The 20,283-nt window shown below is 70.6% G+C and carries 16 protein-coding genes; 11 read left to right on the top strand and 5 right to left on the bottom strand.

Features of this window, described 5'->3' with window-relative positions; genetic code table 11:
- Window positions 1-30 precede the first annotated feature (30 nt).
- The 8 genes from ACT3SP_RS14630 to ACT3SP_RS14595 all read left to right on the top strand — a co-directional run bounded on the left by ACT3SP_RS14630 (window position 31) and on the right by ACT3SP_RS14595 (window position 10,604).
- Window positions 31-1,326, top strand: a complete 1,296-nt coding sequence (locus tag ACT3SP_RS14630) for a glycoside hydrolase family 28 protein (protein ID WP_444588036.1) — start codon at window positions 31-33, stop codon at window positions 1,324-1,326.
- Window positions 1,310-1,768 (top strand): DUF4064 domain-containing protein, encoded by a 459-nt coding sequence (locus ACT3SP_RS14625; protein WP_444588035.1) that lies wholly within the window; start codon window positions 1,310-1,312, stop codon window positions 1,766-1,768. Before ACT3SP_RS14630 ends, ACT3SP_RS14625 begins: the two co-directional genes overlap by 17 nt.
- The gene (locus ACT3SP_RS14620) at window positions 1,765-2,730 is read left to right on the top strand and encodes a carbohydrate ABC transporter permease (RefSeq protein WP_444588034.1); all 966 of its coding nucleotides are present in this window, start codon (window positions 1,765-1,767) and stop codon (window positions 2,728-2,730) included. The genes ACT3SP_RS14625 and ACT3SP_RS14620 overlap by 4 nt, the downstream gene beginning before the upstream one ends.
- Window positions 2,731-3,006: 276 nt before the next feature.
- Entirely contained in the window at window positions 3,007-4,845 is a 1,839-nt protein-coding gene (locus ACT3SP_RS14615) for a pectinesterase family protein (protein WP_444588033.1), read from the top strand.
- Between the two features lie 22 nt (window positions 4,846-4,867).
- Window positions 4,868-6,364 carry a pectate lyase family protein gene (locus ACT3SP_RS14610; RefSeq protein WP_444588032.1) on the top strand — a complete coding sequence of 499 codons (1,497 nt, stop codon included), beginning with the start codon at window positions 4,868-4,870 and terminating at the stop codon, window positions 6,362-6,364.
- A gap of 46 nt (window positions 6,365-6,410) precedes the next feature.
- A complete protein-coding gene (locus ACT3SP_RS14605) occupies window positions 6,411-7,790 on the top strand; it encodes a pectate lyase family protein (RefSeq protein WP_444588031.1) in 1,380 nt (459 codons plus the stop codon).
- A complete protein-coding gene (locus tag ACT3SP_RS14600) occupies window positions 7,787-8,722 on the top strand; it encodes a dienelactone hydrolase family protein (RefSeq protein ID WP_444588030.1) in 936 nt (311 codons plus the stop codon). The genes ACT3SP_RS14605 and ACT3SP_RS14600 overlap by 4 nt, the downstream gene beginning before the upstream one ends.
- A gap of 196 nt (window positions 8,723-8,918) precedes the next feature.
- The gene (locus ACT3SP_RS14595; RefSeq protein WP_444588029.1) at window positions 8,919-10,604 is read left to right on the top strand and encodes a ribonuclease J; all 1,686 of its coding nucleotides are present in this window, start codon (window positions 8,919-8,921) and stop codon (window positions 10,602-10,604) included.
- Window positions 10,605-10,690: 86 nt separating this feature from the next.
- On the opposite strand, the gene ACT3SP_RS14590 is transcribed toward ACT3SP_RS14595, so the two are convergent.
- Window positions 10,691-12,214, bottom strand: a complete 1,524-nt coding sequence (locus ACT3SP_RS14590; protein ID WP_444588028.1) for an HNH endonuclease signature motif containing protein — start codon at window positions 12,212-12,214, stop codon at window positions 10,691-10,693.
- 185 nt (window positions 12,215-12,399) lie between these two features.
- On the bottom strand, window positions 12,400-13,368 hold the full coding sequence (locus ACT3SP_RS14585; protein ID WP_444588027.1) for a helix-turn-helix domain-containing protein: 969 nt from the start codon (window positions 13,366-13,368) through the stop codon (window positions 12,400-12,402).
- On the opposite strand from ACT3SP_RS14585, the gene ACT3SP_RS14580 reads away from it, so the two are divergent.
- The gene (locus ACT3SP_RS14580; RefSeq protein ID WP_444588026.1) at window positions 13,367-14,245 is read left to right on the top strand and encodes a phytanoyl-CoA dioxygenase family protein; all 879 of its coding nucleotides are present in this window, start codon (window positions 13,367-13,369) and stop codon (window positions 14,243-14,245) included. The two genes, ACT3SP_RS14585 and ACT3SP_RS14580, sit on opposite strands and share 2 nt — an antisense overlap.
- Window positions 14,246-14,472: 227 nt before the next feature.
- Window positions 14,473-15,192, top strand: a complete 720-nt coding sequence (locus tag ACT3SP_RS14575; RefSeq protein WP_444588025.1) for an HAD family hydrolase — start codon at window positions 14,473-14,475, stop codon at window positions 15,190-15,192.
- Window positions 15,193-15,208: 16 nt separating this feature from the next.
- Here ACT3SP_RS14575 and ACT3SP_RS14570 read toward each other — a convergent pair whose 3' ends face one another.
- From ACT3SP_RS14570 to ACT3SP_RS14560, 3 genes are all read right to left on the bottom strand, one after another.
- Window positions 15,209-15,742: an AAA family ATPase gene (locus ACT3SP_RS14570; RefSeq protein WP_444588024.1), complete on the bottom strand. Its 534-nt coding sequence runs from the start codon at window positions 15,740-15,742 to the stop codon at window positions 15,209-15,211.
- 58 nt (window positions 15,743-15,800) lie between these two features.
- A complete protein-coding gene (locus ACT3SP_RS14565; RefSeq protein WP_444588023.1) occupies window positions 15,801-17,303 on the bottom strand; it encodes a hypothetical protein in 1,503 nt (500 codons plus the stop codon).
- A gap of 455 nt (window positions 17,304-17,758) precedes the next feature.
- Entirely contained in the window at window positions 17,759-18,859 is a 1,101-nt protein-coding gene (locus ACT3SP_RS14560) for an Rv2578c family radical SAM protein (RefSeq protein ID WP_444588022.1), read from the bottom strand.
- 246 nt (window positions 18,860-19,105) lie between these two features.
- Between ACT3SP_RS14560 and ACT3SP_RS14555 the strand changes: the two genes are divergently transcribed.
- Complete coding sequence (locus tag ACT3SP_RS14555; RefSeq protein WP_444588021.1) at window positions 19,106-20,281, top strand: Gfo/Idh/MocA family protein; 1,176 nt, start codon at window positions 19,106-19,108, stop codon at window positions 20,279-20,281.
- Window positions 20,282-20,283: the final 2 nt, after the last annotated feature.

Below are 20,283 nucleotides of genomic sequence, written 5' to 3'. Positions count from 1 at the left end.
CGCCCCTACCGCTCGCGAAAGGTCGCCTCCGTGCCCACCGTGGAGTTCATCGAACACGCTTCAGCCCCCGAACTGGCGACGGCGTGGCTGCAGGATGCCATCGACCAGGCGGCCGGCCGCGGCGGCGGGCAGGTGCGGGTATCGGCCGGCGTCCACCGCACCGGGGCGCTGCGCCTGCGCTCCGGCATCGATCTGCATCTCGAATCCGGCGCCCTGCTGCAGTTCGTGCCGGAGCCGGAGCTGTATCCCGCGGTCGAGGCGCGATGGGAGGGCGCCGTCGGCACCGTGCACTCCCCGTGCCTGTTCGCCCTCGGAGAGACGGACATCGCGATCACCGGCCTCGGCACGATCGACGGCGGAGGGCTCGCCTGGTGGGACACCTTCCGGAACCGTCGCGGCGAGCTCTCCCACCCGCGGCCCACGCTCATCGGACTGCACGGATGCGAGCGCGTCACGATCCGCGACGTCGTGCTGCGCAACTCGCCGGCGTGGACCGTGCACCCGGCGCTGTGCGACGACGTGACGATCACGAACGTCCGCATCACCAACCCGTCGGACTCCCCGAACACCGACGGCATCGATCCCGAGTCCTGCCGCAACGTGCGCATCAGCGACTGCCACATCGATGTGGGCGACGACTGCATCGCGATCAAGGCCGGCACGGAGCGCACCCCGGATCGGGTGGCCAGCGAGAACATAGTGATCACGGGCTGCACAATGGTCCATGGACACGGCGGCGTGGTGATCGGCAGCGAGATGAGCGGCGGCGTGCGCAACGTCGTGATCAGCAACTGCGTCTTCCAGGGCACCGATCGCGGGATCCGGATCAAGACCCGCCGGGATCGTGGCGGGACCGTCGAGGACGTGCGGGGGACGAACATCGTCATGGACGACGTGCTGTGCCCGATCGCCGTGAATCCCTTCTACTTCTGCGGGCCCGATGGGAAGGACCCCCATGTCGGGGACCGCTCCACGCGACCCGTCGACGCAGGGACCCCGCAGATCCGCGGCCTGCACCTGGCTCACCTCACCGCCCGCAACGTCCATGCCTCGGCCGGTCACCTCTACGGTCTGCCCGAGGCCCCGCTGGCGGACCTCTCGATCCACGACCTGACCGTCTCCTTCGCCGCGGTGCCCCGGGCGGCCTCGCCCGAGATGGCCTCGGGCGTCGAGCCGCGCACCCGCTCGGGGATCGAACTCGGGTTCGTCCGGGGCGGGGAGCTCAGCCGCGTTCGGGTCTTCGGGGCCGACGGAGAGGCCGTCACCGCGACCGCCTGCGAGGACCTCGAGCTCGACGTGAGGGGGAGCGATGAGCGTCATCGTTGAGGCGCGTCGTCGACCCGCGTCCCGGGTCCGTCGCACGGCGGAGCTGTGGCTGGTCGGGATCGCGATGGTGCTCTCCACCGTCGGTCTGGGCGGGTTCTCCCTGGTGATGAATCAGGCCGATGCCCCCACTTTCGAGCGCGTCATACTGCCGAGCCTGCTGGGCGCCGAGTCCGACATGGGCCTCGACCAGGCGTATGAGGCGGGCCGCACCCTCGGAGCGTGGTTCGGGGTGACCCTGATCGTCGTCCTGCTGCTGTCCGTGGTGGGAATCTTCTTCGCGCGCCGTCGACCCTCGCGCCGCAGCACCGGCTGGTGGTTCCTCGCCGCAGGCCTTGTCTGCCTGCTGGGCAGCCAGCTGATCCTCTACCCGATCGCCTTCGTCTTCTTCGTCAGCGCCGGGCTGTTCGCCCTGCGTACGGTCACCGATGGGAGCCCTTCATGACCGCCCCCTCCCCCAGCCCCGCGACCGACGACGCGGCCACGGCCGTGCTGGGCAGCCCGCCGCCCGAGCCGGTGAAGCCCAAGAAGCCCACGGCGCGTCGGCTCACTCGCGGGGAGCAGGCGTTCCGGGTGGTCAACGTGATCATCCTCAGCGGCTTCTCGCTGATCTGCCTGATCCCGTTCGTGCACGTCATCGGCAGCTCCTTCGCCACCCCGGGGGAACTCGCGACGAGCAACTTCCTGCTCATACCGCGCGACGTCACAGTGGACGCCTATCGCTACATCCTGTCGACGCCGACGATCTTCCGTGCGATGGGCGTCTCCACGATCGTCACAGTCGGCGGCACCCTGCTCAGCCTCGTGGTCACGGCCCTGATGGCGTACGCCCTGGCCAAGCCGTACCTGATGGGTCGACGCGTCATCAACTTCATGGTCATCTTCACCATGCTGTTCAGCGGCGGCATGATCCCCACGTTCATCGTGGTCTCGAAGCTCGGGCTGCTGGACTCCCTGTGGGCGCTCGTGCTGCCGGTGACCGTGAACGCCTTCAACTTCGTGATCATGCGGAACTTCTTCCAGGGCATCCCGGACAGCCTCGAGGAGGCCGCGCGCATCGACGGCTGCTCCGAACTCGGTGTGTTCGTGCGCATCGTGCTGCCGCTCTCGGTCGCCTCGATCGCCACCATCGGCCTGTTCTACGGGGTCACCTACTGGAACACCTACATGCACGCGGTGCTCTACATCAACGACTCCTCGAAGTGGCCGATCCAGGTGCTGCTGCGCCAGATCGTCATCGTCGCCAGCGGCGTCAACGCCGACGCCTCGGCCGTGGACGTGGTGCCTCCCGCGCAGTCCGTGAAGATGGCCGTGATCACCGTGGCCACTCTGCCGATGCTCATGGTCTATCCCTTCATCCAGCGCTTCTTCGTCAAGGGAGCCCTCATCGGCTCCGTGAAGGGCTGACCATCCGCTCAGGCTCAGGCCCCGCTCTCTGCCCGACTCGCCCCCGCAGTTCGCCACGACAGATCGAGGATGATCATGCCTTCCGTGTCTCGCCGCCAGTTCGCTGCAGCCCTCGGCGTCGCCTCCGCGACGACGCTGGTCCCGCTCGCCCCCGTGGCGGCCGCGCCGACTTCCCCGACCACGGGGAGCGAGGTCCTGACGACGATGCGAGTCCCACCGGGCAGGGGGACGGCGGATGGCCCCGTCTGGTCGCCGCGGCCGACGGGGTTCGCGGGCGTGAGCACGCCGGACGCACCGGAGGGAGCGATCGGAGGCCTCGGCGGCGACGTCGTCGTGGTCAAGGATGCGCAGGCGCTCGCCGAGGCGGTGCTCCGGGACGGCCCGACGATCGTGCTCGTCGAGGGGGCGGTCTCCATCGAACCGTTCGGGGCCACCTTCGCGATCTCCTCGGACACCAGCATCCTCGGCGTGAGCCGAGGAGCGGAGATCGTCGGCGGCGGGTTCCACCTCGACGGTGTCGCGAACGTCGTGATCCGCAATCTGACCTTCCGTGACTCCTACGTGCCGGGGGACTGGGACGGGAAGAGCGATGACAACGACAACGACGGCATCCGCGTGGACACCTCGCACCATGTGTGGATCGATCACTGCGAGTTCACGCGCCTGGGCGACGGGACGGTCGATGTCCGGAAGGATTCCACGAACATCACGATCTCCTGGTGCGTGTTCCGTGACCACAACAAGACGGTGGGCGTCGGCTGGACCGAGAACGTCCTGACCACGATCACGCTGCACCACAACTGGTCCTCGAACACGTATCAGCGCAATGCGAGCATCGACAACGTCGCCGCCGGCCATGTATACAGCTGCGTGTTCCAGGGGCAGGCCCACTACGGGACGATGTCGCGCGGTGCCTCGCAACTGGTCGTGGAGTCCTGCCTCTACGAGAACGGCGAGGACGCGATCGTCGCGAAGGATCCGCTGTCCCGGGTCGACTCCCGCGGCAATCGGTTCACCTCGATCCGCGGCCGGCAGGACCACACCGGGCCCACCTTCGAGCCGTCGGACCATTACTCATACGCCGCAGAACCGATCGACGACCTCACCGGGGTCGTCACGAAGCACGCCGGTCCGCATGCACGACGCGAGCGGGCCGCGCGCCGGATCCGCGTCGCACTGGACGGTACCGGCGACGTCGCCAGCATCGGGGCGGCGGTCGGAGCGGCCTGGCGCTCGTCGGACCCGATCGAGATCGTCGTGGCACCGGGCACGTATCGGGAGATCGTTCGGATCTGGCCGGGAACTCCCGCGGGGCTCGTGCTGCGGGGAGAGTCCGGTGTCGCGGAGGACGTCCGCCTGACCTACGACCTCTCCGCAGGCACCGAGAAGTTCTACGGCGGCGATTTCGGCGCGACCGGGGCAGCCACGCTCGCCGTGCTCGCCGACGACGTGACGCTCCGCGATCTGACGGTCGTGAACGGATACGACGAAGCGGCCCACGGGGGAAGCCAGGCGCAGGCGCTCCGCACGGTCGGGGACAGGATCCTGCTTGATGGGGTGCGGCTGCTCGGGAACCAGGACACGTTCCTCGCCGAGACGCCCTCGAAGGACCAGGTCGGCCGGGTCTATGCGACGGGATCGTACATCGAGGGCGATGTCGACTTCATCTACGGCCGGGCCACGATGGTGCTCGAGGACTGCGAGATCAGCTCCTTCGACCGCGGCGAGGAGAACAACGGATACGTCTGCGCCCCGAGCACCGCAGGAGGACAGTGCGGACTGCTGTTCGTGGGTTGCCGGTTCACCTCCGAGGCGGCCCCGGGGACCGTCCACCTCGGACGGCCCTGGCATCCCAGCAGCGATCCCGAGGTCGAGCCGGCGGCCGTCGTGCGCGACTCGTACCTCGGTGCGCACATCCGGACCCCGGCATGGTCCGACATGGGCGGCTGGCCCTGGCAGGACGACTTCCTGCGCGAATACGGCAACACCGGACCCGGCGCGGTCCCGGTTGGAAGCGACGTCGACGGTCGCCCTCAGCTCACCGAGCAGGAGGCCGAGAGCCGCACCCGCGAGGCCTATCTGCTCGGTCCCGACGGCTGGACTCCCTGGGCCTGACACTCACAGATCAAGGACGATCATGCACTCCATCTCCCGCCGCACTCTGCCGGCGCTCGCCGGTCTCACCCTCAGCGGTGCCGCTCTGCTCGGGACCTCCGCGCCCGCCGCCGCTCTGCCCCGGGCGCCCGGGTCCTCCGCTCACGACCTGCTGCGGCTCATGCGCGTCCCGACGGGCCGATCGACGGCGTCCGGACGCATCTGGTCCCCGCACCCCACGGGCTTCGCGTCCCTCCCCACCAACGCGCTGCCGCATGGCACCACTGGTGGCCTCGGAGGCCGTGTGGTCACCGTCGGCTCCGCCGAGGAGTTCGCAGGCGCTGTCAGCGTGGAAGAGCCGACGATCATCCTCGTCGAGGGCTCGATCGTCTTCCCGGTCGGCACGATGATCGATGTCGGGGCCGACACGAGCATCCTCGGCGTCAGCCGCGGAGCGGAGCTCGTCGGAGGCGGTCTGCGCCTTCCCGAGGTCTCCAACGTCGTGATCCGCAACCTCACCTTCCGCGACTCCTTCGTCGCGGGGGACTGGGACGGGAATCTCGATACCAACGACAACGACGGCATCCGTGTGGACACCGCGCACCATGTGTGGATCGATCACTGCGAGTTCGCGCGACTCGGGGACGGTCAGGTCGACATCCGCAAGAACTCCACGAACGTCACCGTGTCCTGGTCTGTGTTCCGCGACCACAACAAGACTCTCGGCGTGGGCTGGACCGAGGACCTCGTCACCACGCTCACCCTGCACCACAACCGCTTCTCCAACGTCCATCAGCGCAACGGCAGCATCGATCAGGTGAAGGTCGGGCACGTCTACAACTGCTGGCTGGAGGGCGCGAGCTCCTACGGCATGGCGTCGCGCGGGGCCACACAGCTGCTCGTCGAGCACAGCGTCTTCGAGGCCGTCCGCAATCCGATCGGAGCCAGCGATGAGCTCTCCCGGGTCGCCCAGAACGGCAACCTGAACGCGGGCTCCTGGGGCAGCTGGGAAGACACCGGGATCGAGGCGGTCCCGGCTGATCACTACGACTACGAGCTCGATCCCGTCGACGCGGTACGAGAGCTTCTGTCCCGTGATGCGGGACCGCATGCGCGCAGGGAGCATGTCCCGCGCCGGCTCCACGTGGCTCAGGACGGCAGTGGAGACCTCGCCTCGATCCATGCAGCGATCGGCGCCGCCTGGCGCGGCCCGCACCAGGTCGAGATCATCGTCCATCCCGGCATCTACCGAGAGGTCCTCACCGTCTGGCCCGGCTGCGACGGTCTCGTGATCCGAGGTGCTTCCGGCTCGCCCGAGGATGTCCTGGTCACCTATGACAAGCCCGCGCAGGACTGGGCGACTGTCACGGTGCTCGCACAGGACGTCGCCCTCAGCGCCCTCACGCTGGAGAACGTGTACGGCGAACCGGCGGATGGCGAGGGTGCGGCGTACCCCCTGCGGACCGTCGACGACGGCATTCAGCTCACGGACGTCGTGCTGCGCGGCGGGCCCCACGAGGTCTCCGACCCGCGGACATGAACTCAGCCGCCCGTTCCTGCCTCCTGACGACGGATCGAGGAAGATCATGATCACCAGCACTGCCCGACGCCTCGCCTGCGTCGCCGCCGCGGCCGCCCTGGTCGCCACGGTGCCGGGCATCGCTGCCGCAGACCCCACCGGCGACGCCGCGCGGTCCACCGCGATCACGGAGCGTCAGGTGCTCGGCGACGGCGACGGCTGGGGAAGCGCGGAGGGCGGCACCACGGGCGGCTCGGACGCCTCCTCCGAGCACGTGTACGACGTCTCCACCCGCGCCGAGCTGCTCGCCGCTCTCGACGGCGCGGGCGATGACCCAGCGATCCTCCGCGTGCACGGGAACATCCCGATGAACGCGGACGAGGACGGAGCACCGATCACCTGCGAGGAGATCGCCGAGGGCACCGGGTTCGACCTCGATGCCTACCTGGAGGCCTACGACCCCGAGACCTGGGGGACCGACCGTGAGCCCGAGGGCGCTCAGGAGGACAGCCGTCGTGCGGCGGCCGCGAAGCAGAGCGCCCTGATCGCCGTACCCGTCCCGTCGAACACCACGATCATCGGCGCGACCGACGGCGCAGGGTTCACCGGGGCGACGCTCTCGGTGGCGGGCGCCCACAACGTCATCCTGCGCAACCTGGAGTTCGCGGACACCTACGACTGCTTCCCTTCTTGGGACCCGACCGACGGCGCCGAGGGCAACTGGAACAGTGAGTACGACAGCGTGAGGATCGTGGACGGTTCCACGAACATCTGGGTGGACCACAACGCCTTCACCGACGAGCCGATGACGGACGACCAGCTCCCGAGCTACTTCGGGCGGATCTACCAGCGTCATGACGGAGCGTTGGACATCACGAACGGGTCCGACCTGGTCACTGTCAGCTGGAACACCTTCCGCGCTCACGACAAGCTGACCCTGGTCGGCTCGACGGACAGCCCAGATCGGGGTGATCCCGGCAAGCTCCGGGCGACCTTCCACCACAACCTGTACGAAGGTGTGGGCCAACGCGCCCCGCGGGTGCGGTTCGGACAGGTCGATGTCTACAACAACCACTACGCGATCAGCGACGACCAGACCGTCGGCTACGGCTACTCGCTCGGGGTGGGCTTCGACTCCCATCTGTGGGTCGAGGCGAACAGCTTCACCACCGGTGGCGTCGCCGACGCCGGCGACCTGATCTCGGTGCTCGAGGGCACAGAGGTCGCCACGCACGGGAATCTCGTGGACCGCCGTGAGGTGGACCTGCGCGAGGCCTACAACGCCCGGGCCCCCCAGGATGCGCAGCTGACCGAGGACACGTCCTGGCAGCCCACCCTGCGCGCCTGCGTCGATGACGCCACCCGTGTGGACGCCGTGGTCCGGACGTGGTCCGGTCCTCGCTTTGGTCCCGTGCGCGGCCGGATCGGGGCGGACTGCCGCTCATGACGTTCACCCCCGAGAGCCGACGAGAGCGGCTGCGCACCCTGCTCGACCTTCCGACGACCACGCCGAACGAGGACAGCGCCCGCCTCATGGAGGTGGCGGAGGCGTCCGTCCACGCCGACGAGGACGGTGCGTCGGCGGTGCGCGTGGTCACCGCCGACGGCGACGCGATCCCAGCCTTCCTCCTGCGTCCGGACCCGGAGGCTGCCACCGGTGCCGCCGTGGTGCTCGTGGCCGGGCACGGCCGGGGCATCGATGATCTGGTGGCCGTGGATCCGGCCGATGAATACCACGACGGTCTCGCCCACAAGCTCGCTCGGGCAGGTCTCACCGTCCTGTGCCCGGAGATGATCAGCTTCGGCCGTCGGCGCTTCCCCCGGCCAGCAGGCGGCGTGCCCTACGAGCCGACGGAGAACTCCTGCGGCATCGACGCCGCACGGTACCTGCTGCACGGGCGGCCGCTCATGGGGGCCCGGGCTGCCGACGCCCAGGCCGCGGTGCAGGCCCTGCGCCGGCTGCCCGGCGTGGATCCCCAGCGCGTGGGCGTGGCCGGGGGATCCGGCGGCGGCGCTGTCTCCCTGTTCCTCGCGGCCGCGGATCCGACGATCGCGGGAGCCCTGGTCGCGAGCTATTTCTGCAGTTTCGAGGCGAGCCTGTGCTCGATCCGGCACTGCCCGTGCAACATCGTCCCCGGGCTGCTGCCGGACCTCGAGATGGCGGACATCGCCGCCCTCATCGCCCCGCGCCCGCTGATCCTGGAGGCGGGGGAGCGGGACCGCATCTTCCCGATCGAGGCGACCCGTCGCTCCTTCGCGCAGCTGGCCCCGGTCTGGGAGGCGACGGGCGCGCCCGCGCCGGAGCTCGTCGTCACCGACGCGGGGCACGCGTTCCGCGCCGAGCGCTCCCTCGAGTCGCTGGTGCAGCGGCTGAGATGAGGCGCCATCGGTGACGGGAGATCGTCGGACGCAGAGGCGGATCGCCGTGACAAACGTGGCCTTTTGCGGCATGAGCGCGGTTCCGAGGGCTCTCCTGCCGTACGGTGAATGCTGTGAACGCTGCTGCGGCCCCTGGCGCCGCGCGCGACACCAGATTCTTGAGACCATGACCCTTCGACGATAGAGACACCTCTTCATGCCCTCTCCCCGCAAGAAGCTCACTCCCCCTGCGCGCCTGCCCAAGAACGGCATGCGCATCACCCCGCTCGGCGGCCTCGGCGAGGTCGGTCGCAACATGACCGTGTTCGAGCACGCCGGCAAGCTGATGATCGTCGACTGCGGCGTGCTCTTCCCCGAGGAGCATCAGCCCGGCATCGACGTGATCCTGCCGGACTTCACGTCCATCCGTGATCGCCTCGACGACATCGAGTGCATCGTGCTCACCCACGGCCACGAGGACCACATCGGCGGCGTGCCGTACCTGCTCAAGGAGCGGGCCGACATCCCGCTGATCGGCTCCGAGCTGACCCTGGCCTTCATCACCGCGAAGCTCAAGGAGCACCGCATCACCCCCAAGACCATCCAGGTCGAGGCGGGGCAGAAGCACAAGGCCGGCGTGTTCGACCTCGAGTTCGTCGCGGTCAACCACTCCATCCCCGACAGCCTCGCGGTCGCGATCCGCACCAAGGCCGGCACCGTCCTGTGCACCGGCGACTTCAAGATGGACCAGTTCCCCCTCGACGGCCGCATCACCGATCTGCGCGCCTTCGCCCGCCTCGGTGAGCAGGGCGTGGACCTGTTCCTCACGGACTCCACCAACGCGGAGGTCCCCGGCTTCACGATGTCCGAGCGGGATCTCACCCCGGCGATCGACCAGGTCTTCGCGTCCTCGCCGCGGCGCGTGATCGTCTCCAGCTTCGCCAGCCACGTGCACCGCATCCAGCAGGTGCTCGACGCCGCCCACGCCGCCGGCCGCAAGGTCGCCTTCGTCGGCCGTTCGATGGTGCGCAACATGGCGATCGCCCGCGACCTCGACTACCTGGACATCCCCAAGGGCCTGGTCGTCGACTTCCGCAAGATCCAGTCGATGCCCGATCACAAGATCACCCTGATCTGCACCGGGTCCCAGGGGGAGCCGATGGCGGCGCTCGCGCGCATGGCCAACGGCGACCACCAGATCCAGGTGGGCGAGGGCGACACCGTGCTCATGGCCTCCTCGCTCATCCCGGGCAACGAGAACGCGATCTACGGGATCATCAACAAGCTCACCGACCTGGGCGCGAACATCGTCCACAAGGGCAACGCGAAGGTGCACGTCTCGGGCCACGCGAGCGCCGGTGAGCTGGTGTACTGCTACAACATCGTGCGCCCGAAGAACGTCATGCCGGTGCACGGCGAGTCCAAGCACCTGCACGCCAATGCCGAGCTGGCCCGTCGCACCGGTGTGCCGGAGCAGAACGTCGTCATCGCCCAGGACGGCGTCACCGTGGACCTCATCGACGGCAAGGCGCGGGTCTCCGGCAAGGTCGAGGCCGGCCTGGTGTACGTCGACGGGCAGACCATCGGCGCCGCCACCGAGGACACCCTCGCCGAGCGTCGCCTGCTCAGCGGCGGCGGCGTGGTCACCGTGGTGGCCCTGATCGATCCCAAGACCTACAAGCCGGTCGAGCCGGTCGAGTTCCTCTCCAAGGGCTTCGTGCACGACAAGCGCACCTTCGAGGGCGCCGAGGCACAGGTGACCAAGGCCCTGGCCCGCGCGAAGACGGACAAGGTCGAGGACATCGCCGAGATCGAGGAGTCCATCGTCGAGACCGTCAGCAGCTACCTGCGCCGCACCTACCGCCGCGAGCCCGCGGTCCAGGCGGTCGTGGTCGACGCCTGAGTCGTCGCAGAGGCCCGGACGAAGGCCCCTCCCACCCGGTCGTCCCGGGGCGGAGGGGCCTTCGTCATCGACGGCGGACGGCTGGATCAGAATGGCGGGTCGGCAGGAGCGGCCGGTGCGGGCGCCGGGTCCGGACGGGCCGGTTCGGCGTCCTGGAGGAGACCGAGATGGCGGGCCTCCTCCCACGCGAGCATCTCCTCGTAGATCTCCCAGGAGCGCTGCAGGGCGTCGGCGAGCACCGGGGTGAGCAGATCCTTGTTCGGCTGCTCCCGCAGAGGATGATGGCCGTCGATGAGCCAGGTGGTGCTCCCGTCGGGTTCCCGAACAGGATCGAGAATTCCTCGGGTCTTCATGTCGTGGTGCTTCCAACACAATCGATGAAGATTCTCGATCGCCGTCCGGCCGCCGTTCTCGGGATTCCGGTGATCGTATTCTTCGATATGGTCCGATTCGCCGATGGTGCAGGTGTTCCGGGTGCATCCGGGGACGGCGCAGACGGGGTCGAGGAGGCGCAGGTGCTCCTGCATCGCCGGGGTGGGCGGGTAGCGCTTCGGCGGCAGGGGCAGGTAGGCGCCGTCGGAGGGGTCGGTGAGGATCCGGTACCACGTGGACTCCCCGGCGGCGAGGTGGCGGGCCATCGGCGCGGGCAGCGGGATCGTCCCGTCGAGGGTTCCGGGGGCGTCCGACTCGCCGAGCAGCGTCATCACGGGGACGATGACGTTCAGTCGCATCCTGCTCCCGGGGGCCTCGATGCCCCCGGTCTCGAGCACGGAACGGGTGAGGATCGCGTAGCGCAGGGCGGAGAGGGGCAGGTGGTGGCCGTCGCGGGTGGCGGTGCCGTCGAGGTCGAAGGGCGCGTCGCGGCCGTCCGCGATCGCGTGGCGCTGCTCGTCCTGGACCGCGCGGGCGGCGGCGTCGAGGCGGTGGGAGAGGTCGACGATCTCGTGGATCGGGCCCGTGACGAGGAGGCGGGCGGTGCCGTCGTGCGCGGGGTCGACGTCGAGCTCGACGTCCCGCTGCTCCTGCGGTGACGGCTGCGCGGCCGCGGTGCCGAACCAGGTGATCAGCGTCCCCAGCTCCCGACTGAACCGGTCGCGCCGGATGTTCGCGAGGTCCCAGTCCGCGACCCGGTCGTCCAGCAGCCGGCACTGGTCGGGGGTGAGGCGGCGGATCCGGCGCAGGAGCTGCTCGAACCAGGAGACGGGGAGGTGCCCGGCCTCGAGGCGCGCCAGGGTGCGGGGCAGGGCGGTGACGGCGAGGAAGGCGTCGCGCAGCAGCGTCCGGGCCTGGTCGAGGGTGACGCGGCGGGCCTCGGCGACGAGGATCGCGTAGGTGTCGCCGTCCTCGTCCGTGTCGTCCCAGAGAGAGGCGAGTCGTCGCAGCCGCGCCGCGTAGGCGCGGGCCTCGTCGTGATGGGAGGCGAACAGCTCCTGTGCGGCATGCACCTCGAGGGAGCCCGGCTCGGTGAAGGAGCGGGCGGCGAAGTCGTCCGGGTCCAGCGGCCTGCGGGCCCGCACCGTGGTGTGCGGGGGCTCGGCGCCGTGGACGGGAGGCGAAGGTGCGGGATCGGCGTGGTCGCCCATGGGCTGCGGGCCGACGGTCGACGTCATCGCGACACCTCCTCACCGAGTATTCTGGGATTTTCCCCGCCAGTGTTCTCCGGACCCTTTCATTTTATCCCGTGGAACCCTTTCTCACCAGGGTCGGGAACGATGATGTGGAAAATGTGGACAACCCTGCCGTGGGGAGGAGAGGTCGGTATCGGGGAATCGTCTGCGCCGTGCCGGGACCGGAGTCAGCGGCGGCCGGCCCGATGCTCCGACGGGCTCATCCCGCGCAGGGTGCGGAAGCGGCGCGAGAAGTGCAGCGGATCGCGGAACCCGACCCGTCGGGCCACCGTCGCCACCGGATCGGACGTCATCTCCAGCAGCCGTGCCGCGAGCTCGAGCCGCTGCGCCTCGACGTAGCGGGCGAGCGGGGTTCCCACCTGTGCGCTGAACAGGTGGGACAGCCGCGACGGGGAGAGGTGGGCGACCTCGGCGAGGGCGGCCGTGTCGAGACGCGAGGCGGGCAGGGGAGAGAGTCCCGACGCCTCGCGCGACGCCCCGCGCGAGGCTCCGCCCGAGGCTCCCTCCGAGACCAGATGGGCGTCGATGTGCTCGAGCACCGCGAGCACGCGCTCGTCGAGCTGGTGCCGGCGCGGGTTCTGGCTGTCGTACCAGAGCAGCGCTGTCTCGAGGCCGTTCAGGGCGAACAGCTCGGGCCGCCCGACGGTCAGGCGGGCGGCGCGCGCGGCGGCCCGCAGCGCCTGCTGCACGCGCTCGTCCACCTCGCTCCCGAGACGGATGCGGCCGAGGCCCGGTGCGGCCTCGGGCCAGTCCAGCAGCGCCAGCCAGGTCGCCGGCGGATGGCAGTGGCTGTACAGCAGGTGCCAGCGCCCGACGGCGGGATCGGTGCCGTAGTCGTGCAGCGTGCCGGGACGCAGCAGCACCGCCTCGCCGGGACGGGTGATCCGGGAGGTGCCGTCGGCCCCGTGGACGATCCCGCCGCCGTCCACGGTGTGCAGCAGCAGCCAGTCCTCGGTGCCCCGGGTGCGGCGCACTCGGTAGCTCGCGCCCTGGTCGAGCTCGCCGAGCAGCACCCTCCCCGTCTCGGGAGGCGGCACCTCGGTGGGTGCGACCTGGTGCCGCGCAGCAGGATCGTCCATGTCGGTGACCTCCGAGGACCTGGCCGGTGGGGGTGCGGGCCACCAGACTGACAGCATGACCACAGTGGAGAACACCCCCGTCGGCCCCGCGGACAGCGCAGTCGCGCCGGACAGCGCAGGCCTCGTGACCTTCGAGGCCGACGTCGACGGGCCGCGCCTCGCCACCGCCTACGACGAGGGCGGTGCCGTGCACCTGCGCGGCGTGCTCACCGACGAGGAGGTGCGCGAGCTGCGCGAGGCGTTCACCTCCCACATCGAGACGGACGGCACCGGCGGCGCCTTCCACGAGATCGGCGAGGACGACCCGCTGCACGCCTACCCGCGGATGATCCAGCCCCACCGGGACGACCACCTCCCCGGCCGTCTCGCCCGGCGCTGGCTGCTCGAGCAGCGCATCATGGGGCGCGTGGCGGAGGCCGTCGGTCCCGTGTGGGCGGCGCAGTCGATGTTCTACTTCAAGCCCGCCGGCGCGCGCGGTCAGGCCATGCACCAGGACAACTACTTCCTGCAGTCCCATCCCGAGACCTGCATCGCGGCGTGGATCGCGGTCGACGACTGCGACGCCGAGAACGGTGCGCTCGGGGTGGTGCCGGGCACCCATCGCTACGAGATCGAGTGCCCCGAGGAGGCCGACGCGACGGAGTCCTTCACCACCATCACCGTCTCCATCCCCGAGCACCTCCGGGTGGTGCAGACGGACCTGCGGGCCGGCGACATGCTGATCTTCCACGGCAGCCTCGTGCACGGCTCCCGGCCGAACACGAGCACGGACCGCTTCCGCCGCTCGCTGATCTTCCACTACATCCCCGAGGGCAGCCGTGAGGTCGCCGGCTCCTACCAGCCGCTGCTCGATGCCCGCGGCCGGGAGGTGGAGATCGAGGCCTCCGAGTACGGAGGCCAGTGCGGCGAGGGGTGGGTGGCGCGGAACCACTGACCGGGGCGAGGGCGGATCGGCGCGGCCGGGAGGCGCCTCCCGCAGGATCCACGGCGGCGGTGGCGGTCTACTCCCAGTGCTCCAGCTCGTCCTCCCGGTAGTACATCTGCTGGGACGCCCCGAACCGCACGAGGACGGTCCGGTCGTCCTCGCGGACGTGGACGATCACCCCGTACTGGTGCTGCATCGGGCCCTCCATGCGTGGGCCGGAACGGGATACTGGCCCCATGGCGGAGAGCGCGACGGATCGAACGGGCCGACGGGTGGAAGCGGTTCTCCTCGACCTCGACGACACCCTCTTCGACCATCGGACCTCGGCCCGGCGAGGCGTGGCCCGCTACGTCCAGGAGCTGGGGGAGGAGGCCGCGCCGGAGGTCCTCGAGTCCTGGGAGACCACCGCCCAGCACCTCATGGCGCGTCGCCGCGCCGGGGAGATCGATCGTGCGACGTATCGGCACGAGCGGGTGCGCTCGCTGCTGCGGGACCTCGGCCGGGACGGCGCATCGGCGCTCGAGGCGGCCGAGTGCGAGGAGATCTACGGACGCATCCTCGATCGCTACGAGCAGGAGTGGGTCGCGTTCGACGATGCGCTGCCCGCTCTGCGGGCGCTGCGCAGGCGCGGGATCCCCACCGCGGTCCTCACCAACGGTCCCGAGGAGAGGCAGCAGCGGAAGGTGCGCGCGCTCGGCATCTCCCCGTGGGTGGTCGGAGTCTGGACCAGCGAGCTCCTCGCCGCGAAGAAGCCCGACAGCGCGACCTACCTGACCGTCTGCGAGGCGCTGGAGGTCGCCCCGCAGCAGGTGCTGCACGTCGGCGACGACCGGGAGCTCGACCTCGACGGTGCCCTCGCCGCCGGGCTCCAGGCTCTCCACCTCGACCGCGATGGGCGGCACCCCGCATCTCCGCAGAGGATCGGCGGCCTCGACGAGCTGCTCGCGCGGATCTGACGCACAGGCCGTCAGATCACCGCGGCGCCCAGCGCAGCACGGCCTCGACCAGCTCGCCGACGGGCCGGTCGCTGTCCAGGCGCAGCACGGGCTTCTCGAGCGTGCGCAGCCACGCCTCGTGCACGGCCCGGCTGCGCCCGGTGGAGCTCGGGTCGTCGTAGCTGCGCGCCCAGTCCAGGAAGTGCGACCACGCCGCCCGGTCGATCTCCTGTCCCTCGCGGCGCACGCGCTCGCGCTCCTCGAGGCGGCGCATCCGCTGGGCGGGGTCGAGGGTCAGGAACACGACGGCATCGCACCGGTCGACGACGTCCTCGCCCCAGCCGAGCATCGATCCCGAGAGCACCCATGCCTCGCGGGGCACGAAGACCTCCGTCATGAGGGCGGTGCGCTCCTCGGCCGGTCTCTTCTGCGTGTAGGGAGGAGCGGTCGGCCTCCAGAAGTAGTCGTCCGCATCGGCATGGGGCACCGACCAGCGGTCGGCCAGCGCCCGGGCGAGCGTCGTGGTGCCGGAGCCGCTGGCTCCCATCACGTGGACTCGGGAGCGCTCCATCGGGCCATTCTCCCGCGTCTCGCCCCCGTCCGCCTCGACGGCGCTCGGAGGGGAGGGGTCACTGGTAGGAGACGAACCACGGTCGCGGTGCGACGTCGTAGGTCTCCTCGGGGGTGAACAGGGGCGTGTCCTCGTCGTAGAAGTTCTTCCACGCCATGGCGACGCCCTCGGGCAGGTCCTGCTGCAGCGCGCGGTAGGTGCCGAGCTTGTCCCCGGGCACGCCGTGGCCGTCGGCGTGGAGGGTGATGGCGAGCTCGGGCCGGGAGACGTCGAGGTCCTGCCGGTCGGTGATCATCGAGTGGGTGAACTGGTGCAGTATCAGCACCTTCTGCGGGAGGGAGTGCTCGGCGGTGAGGTCCGCCAGCCAGGTGGAGACCTCGTTGACCTCCGCGGCGGTGACGGAGCCGATCTGCTCGAGGTGCTTCTGCCCGGGCCGCAGCCGCCACTCGGGGTCGAGTGCGAGGCCCACGTGGGGTGCGGTGAGCAGGTCCTCGTAGAGCGTCGCCTGGGTGAGGAAGTCGGTGGTGCCGGGCTGGAGGTCCAGCACCACGTAGACCCCGGCCTCGCCCGCCGCGTCGACCCAGTCGCGCAGCGACTCGGGGCTCACCTCGGCGGAGAAGTCCCCGTCGGAGCCCGCATCGGAGGAGGCGATGGTGCTGATGATCTCGAAGGCCGGGATCACGGGCTCCTCGGTGAGGTCCTGGTACTCGGCGACCAGCTCCTGCACGCGGGTGATGGTCTCCTCGAGCTCCTGCTCGCCGAGGATCCCGAGGGAGGGGATGCCCGGGGTGCCGTAGGCGGCGATCATCCGCCGGCCCGGGAACACCGTCGTGCCGCCGCCGGGCAGCTGCGGCACGGTGGTGGTGCGCCGGAGGGTGTCGGCCCAGGCGTCGGCGGGGCCGAAGCTGGTGCCGAGCGCCAGCACGCCGCGTGCCGGGTCCTCGCCCGTCGCCTCGGTGACCGCGTCGACCGTGTCGCCGCTGCGGCCGACGTCGCCTCCCGGCATCTCGACGACGGCGCCGCCGGCGGCCCGCACCAGGGCGGCCGCGACGGGCTGCGCGGGAAGGCCGAGCTCGGGGTCGACGAACAGCGTCACCGCGGCCGACGGGGCATCCTCCGGGGCCTCGGGGATCTCGACCCCCTCGGCTCCGTGCTCGAGGACCTCGACGTCCTCGCCGAGCGTGCCGAGCTCCGTCCCGGCCACGGTGATCACAGTGCGCGCGCCCAGCCGCGAGAGCTCCTCGACGACCGGCCGACCCGTCCCGACCAGCAGCGGGAGCCCACTGCCCGCGCTGACCCCGGCGAGCTCCTCGACGCTCTCCTCGGTGGCGACCACGGCGGTGTCGGCGCTCTCGAACAGGGCGGCGCTGAGGGTGAGGGCGGTGCTCGCGAGGTCCTCGCCCGGCAGCACCGTGGAGGCCGGCGGCTCCTCGATCAGCGTGAGGTCGACCTGGGAGTCGTCCCCGGTGCACGCGCCGAGCGCTCCGGCCGCCGCGAGCGCCGCCGCGCCGGCGAACGCTCGTCGGGAGAGGACCCGCCGCTCCGTCCCTCGTGCACCCACTGCTCGCGCTCCTCTCGTCACCGCCGGGGGCGATCCTCCTCGCGCCCCGGGCGGTGTCATCGTGTCAGACGGGAGGGGCGGCGGAGGGACGCGCGGCCGACGGGGTGTCGGGCGGAGCACGGCGGCACGGATCCGGTCCGATGCCCGCGCCGGGGGCGACGGACGACGACGGGGGAGGACGCCGTGGCGTCCTCCCCCGTCGTCGGTCGTGGAGCGTGCTCAGAGAATTCCGCCGAGCAGTCCGCCGACGATGCCGAGGATGGTGTCGAGGAGGCCGGTGACGATATCCATGAGGAGTCCTTTCGAGGGGACGGACCGTTTCCGTCGCTGGCTGACACTGTTCCCCGAGATCGACGACGATGACCGTCAGGTAACTAGCTGTGACCTGCTCGTGACCTTCTCCGTCGGTCCGCGGACGGCGCTTGCCCGCCGGCTCCGGCCCGAGCGAGGGCTCGTCAGAACAGCGCCGGCTGCGGCGTGAGCTCGAGGGCCGGCCGCGCTCCCGCCCCCGTCCCTGCCGGCATTCCGGCGGCGGCGCGGTGCGCGGCCGCTCGGCGCTGCTCGGGCTGGTCCGCATCCTCCCGTGCCTCCAGGCCGTGCCGCTCGAGCAGGGGGCGCAGGCGCCGCGCCAGGTCCCTGCGATAGGCGGCGGGGGCGTAGGAGTCGCGCCCGTAGAAGCGCCGATAGCCGACGGCGAGCTCGGGGTGCTCGCGGTCGATCCAGGCCAGGAACCATTCCTTGGCGCCGGGTCGCAGGTGCAGGGCGCCGTGCTCGACGCGGGCCGCACCGGCCTCGGCGATGCGGGCGAGGGCCTGGTCGAGCTGGGCGTCGGAGTCCGTCAGCCACGGCATGATCGGCATCAGGAAGACGGTCACGGCGAAGCCGGCGTCGGCCGCGGCGCGGACGGTCGCCAGGCGGGCGGCGGTGCTCGGGGTGCCGGGCTCGACGGCCTTCTGCAGCGCGTCGTCGAACACGGCGATCGACAGCGAGATGTCCACCGGCACGCGCCGGGCGGCCTGCTCGAGCTGCGGCAGGTCGCGCCGCAGCAGGGTGCCCTTGGTGAGGACCGACAGCGGGGTGCCCGAGTCGGCGAGGGCGGAGATGATCCCCGGCATCAGCCCGTAGCGGCCCTCGGCCCGCTGGTAGGGGTCGGTGTTCGTGCCGAGCGCCACGAGCTCCCCGGTCCAGGAGCGGCGCGAGAGCTCGGCGCGGAGCACGTCGGCGACATTGACCTTGACCACCACCTGCTGGTCGAAGTCGGCGCCCGAGTCGAGGTCGAGGTAGCGGTGGCTGCTACGGGCGAAGCAGTACACGCAGGCGTGCGAGCAGCCGCGGTAGGGGTTCACCGTCCAGCGGAACGGCATGGAGCTCGCGGCGGGGACCTTGTTCAGCGCCGACTTCGCAGTGACCTCGTGGAAGGTGACGCCCTGGAACTCGGGGGTGCGCACGCTGCGCACGAGGCCCGCGAGGTGCAGCAGCGCCGGCGCCTGCGGGGTGCCCTCGGTGCGCGCGCTCTCGAGGTCCGCGCCGCCGATCGTCTGCCCGCTCCACCGCATGACCCGAGTCGAACACCTGTTCGACGGGATGTCAAGGCCGACGTCGGCGCTTGCCTCGCGCGCCGCGACGTGTTTGACTGTGCGGAATGGAAAGCGGTTACCGCCGTGTCGGTCGCCATGGTGGCCACGACGACGGCCACGACCGAGGGGGCCCGCCGGCGACGTCGCCGGGGGTGCCGGGCGCGGCGTCCGCGGACGTCGAGCGGGACGACCCCGGTGACGACGAGCACGAACGAGGAGACACTCATGGCCGAACGCAGGATCGGGATCATCGTCAACGGCGCCACCGGGCGCATGGGATATCGCCAGCACCTGGTGCGATCGCTGCTCGCGATCCGGGAGCAGGGCGGGGTCGAGCTCACGGACGGCGACCGCCTCGTGCCCGACCTGCTGCTCGTGGGCCGTAACGAGGAGAAGCTGCGCGAGGTCGCCGAGAGGCACGGGCTGACGAGCTGGACCACGGACCTCGACGCGGCGCTCGAGGACGACGACTACGAGGTCTACTTCGACGCGCTGGTGACGAACCTGCGGGTCGCGAACCTCAAGAAGGCCATCGCCGCCGGCAAGGCGATCTACACCGAGAAGCCCACCGCCGAGTCCTTCGAGGACGCCCTCGAGCTGGCCCGCCTCGCGAAGGAGCACGGCACCGTCAACGGCGTCGTGCACGACAAGCTCTACCTCCCCGGCCTGCTCAAGCTGCGACGCCTGATCGACTCCGGCTTCTTCGGCGAGATCCTCTCCGTGCGCGGCGAGTTCGGCTACTGGGTCTACGAGGGCGACTGGCAGAGCGCCCAGCGCCCCTCCTGGAACTACCGCTCCGAGGACGGCGGAGGCATCGTCGCGGACATGTTCCCGCACTGGAACTACGTCATCGAGGAGCTCTTCGGCCGCATCGAGGACGTCTACGCCCAGACCGCCACCCACATCCCCACCCGCTGGGACGAGACGGGGCGGGAGTACACCGCCACCGCCGACGACGCCGCCTACGGCGTCTTCCGCCTCGAGGGCGGCGCCGTGGTCCAGATGAACTCCAGCTGGGACGTGCGCGTCCACCGCGACGAGCTGGTCGAGTTCCAGGTCGACGGCACGAAGGGCTCCGCCGTCGTCGGCCTCCACGGCGCGCACGTCCAGCCGCGCGAGGCGACCCCGAAGCCGGTGTGGAACCCCGACGTCAAGGACCCCCACAACTACTACGACGACTGGATCGAGGTGCCGGACAACGCCGGGCCCGACGGCTTCGACAACGGCTTCAAGGTGCAGTGGGAGGACTTCCTGCGCCACTGTGCGGAGACGGAGCCGGGCGGACCGTCGTACCCCTACGACTTCCTCTCCGGAGCCCGCGGCGTGCGGCTCGCGGAGGCGGGCCTGACCAGCTCCGCCGAGGGCCGGCGGATCGCCCTCGACCCGCTGACGGAGGTGTGAGC

The organism is Brachybacterium sp. AOP43-C2-M15 (assembly GCF_052446295.1).
In the GTDB taxonomy this organism is placed as follows: domain Bacteria; phylum Actinomycetota; class Actinomycetes; order Actinomycetales; family Dermabacteraceae; genus Brachybacterium.
Note: the sequence above shows the minus strand (reverse complement) of the source record. Positions and strands in the feature narration are given on the sequence as shown.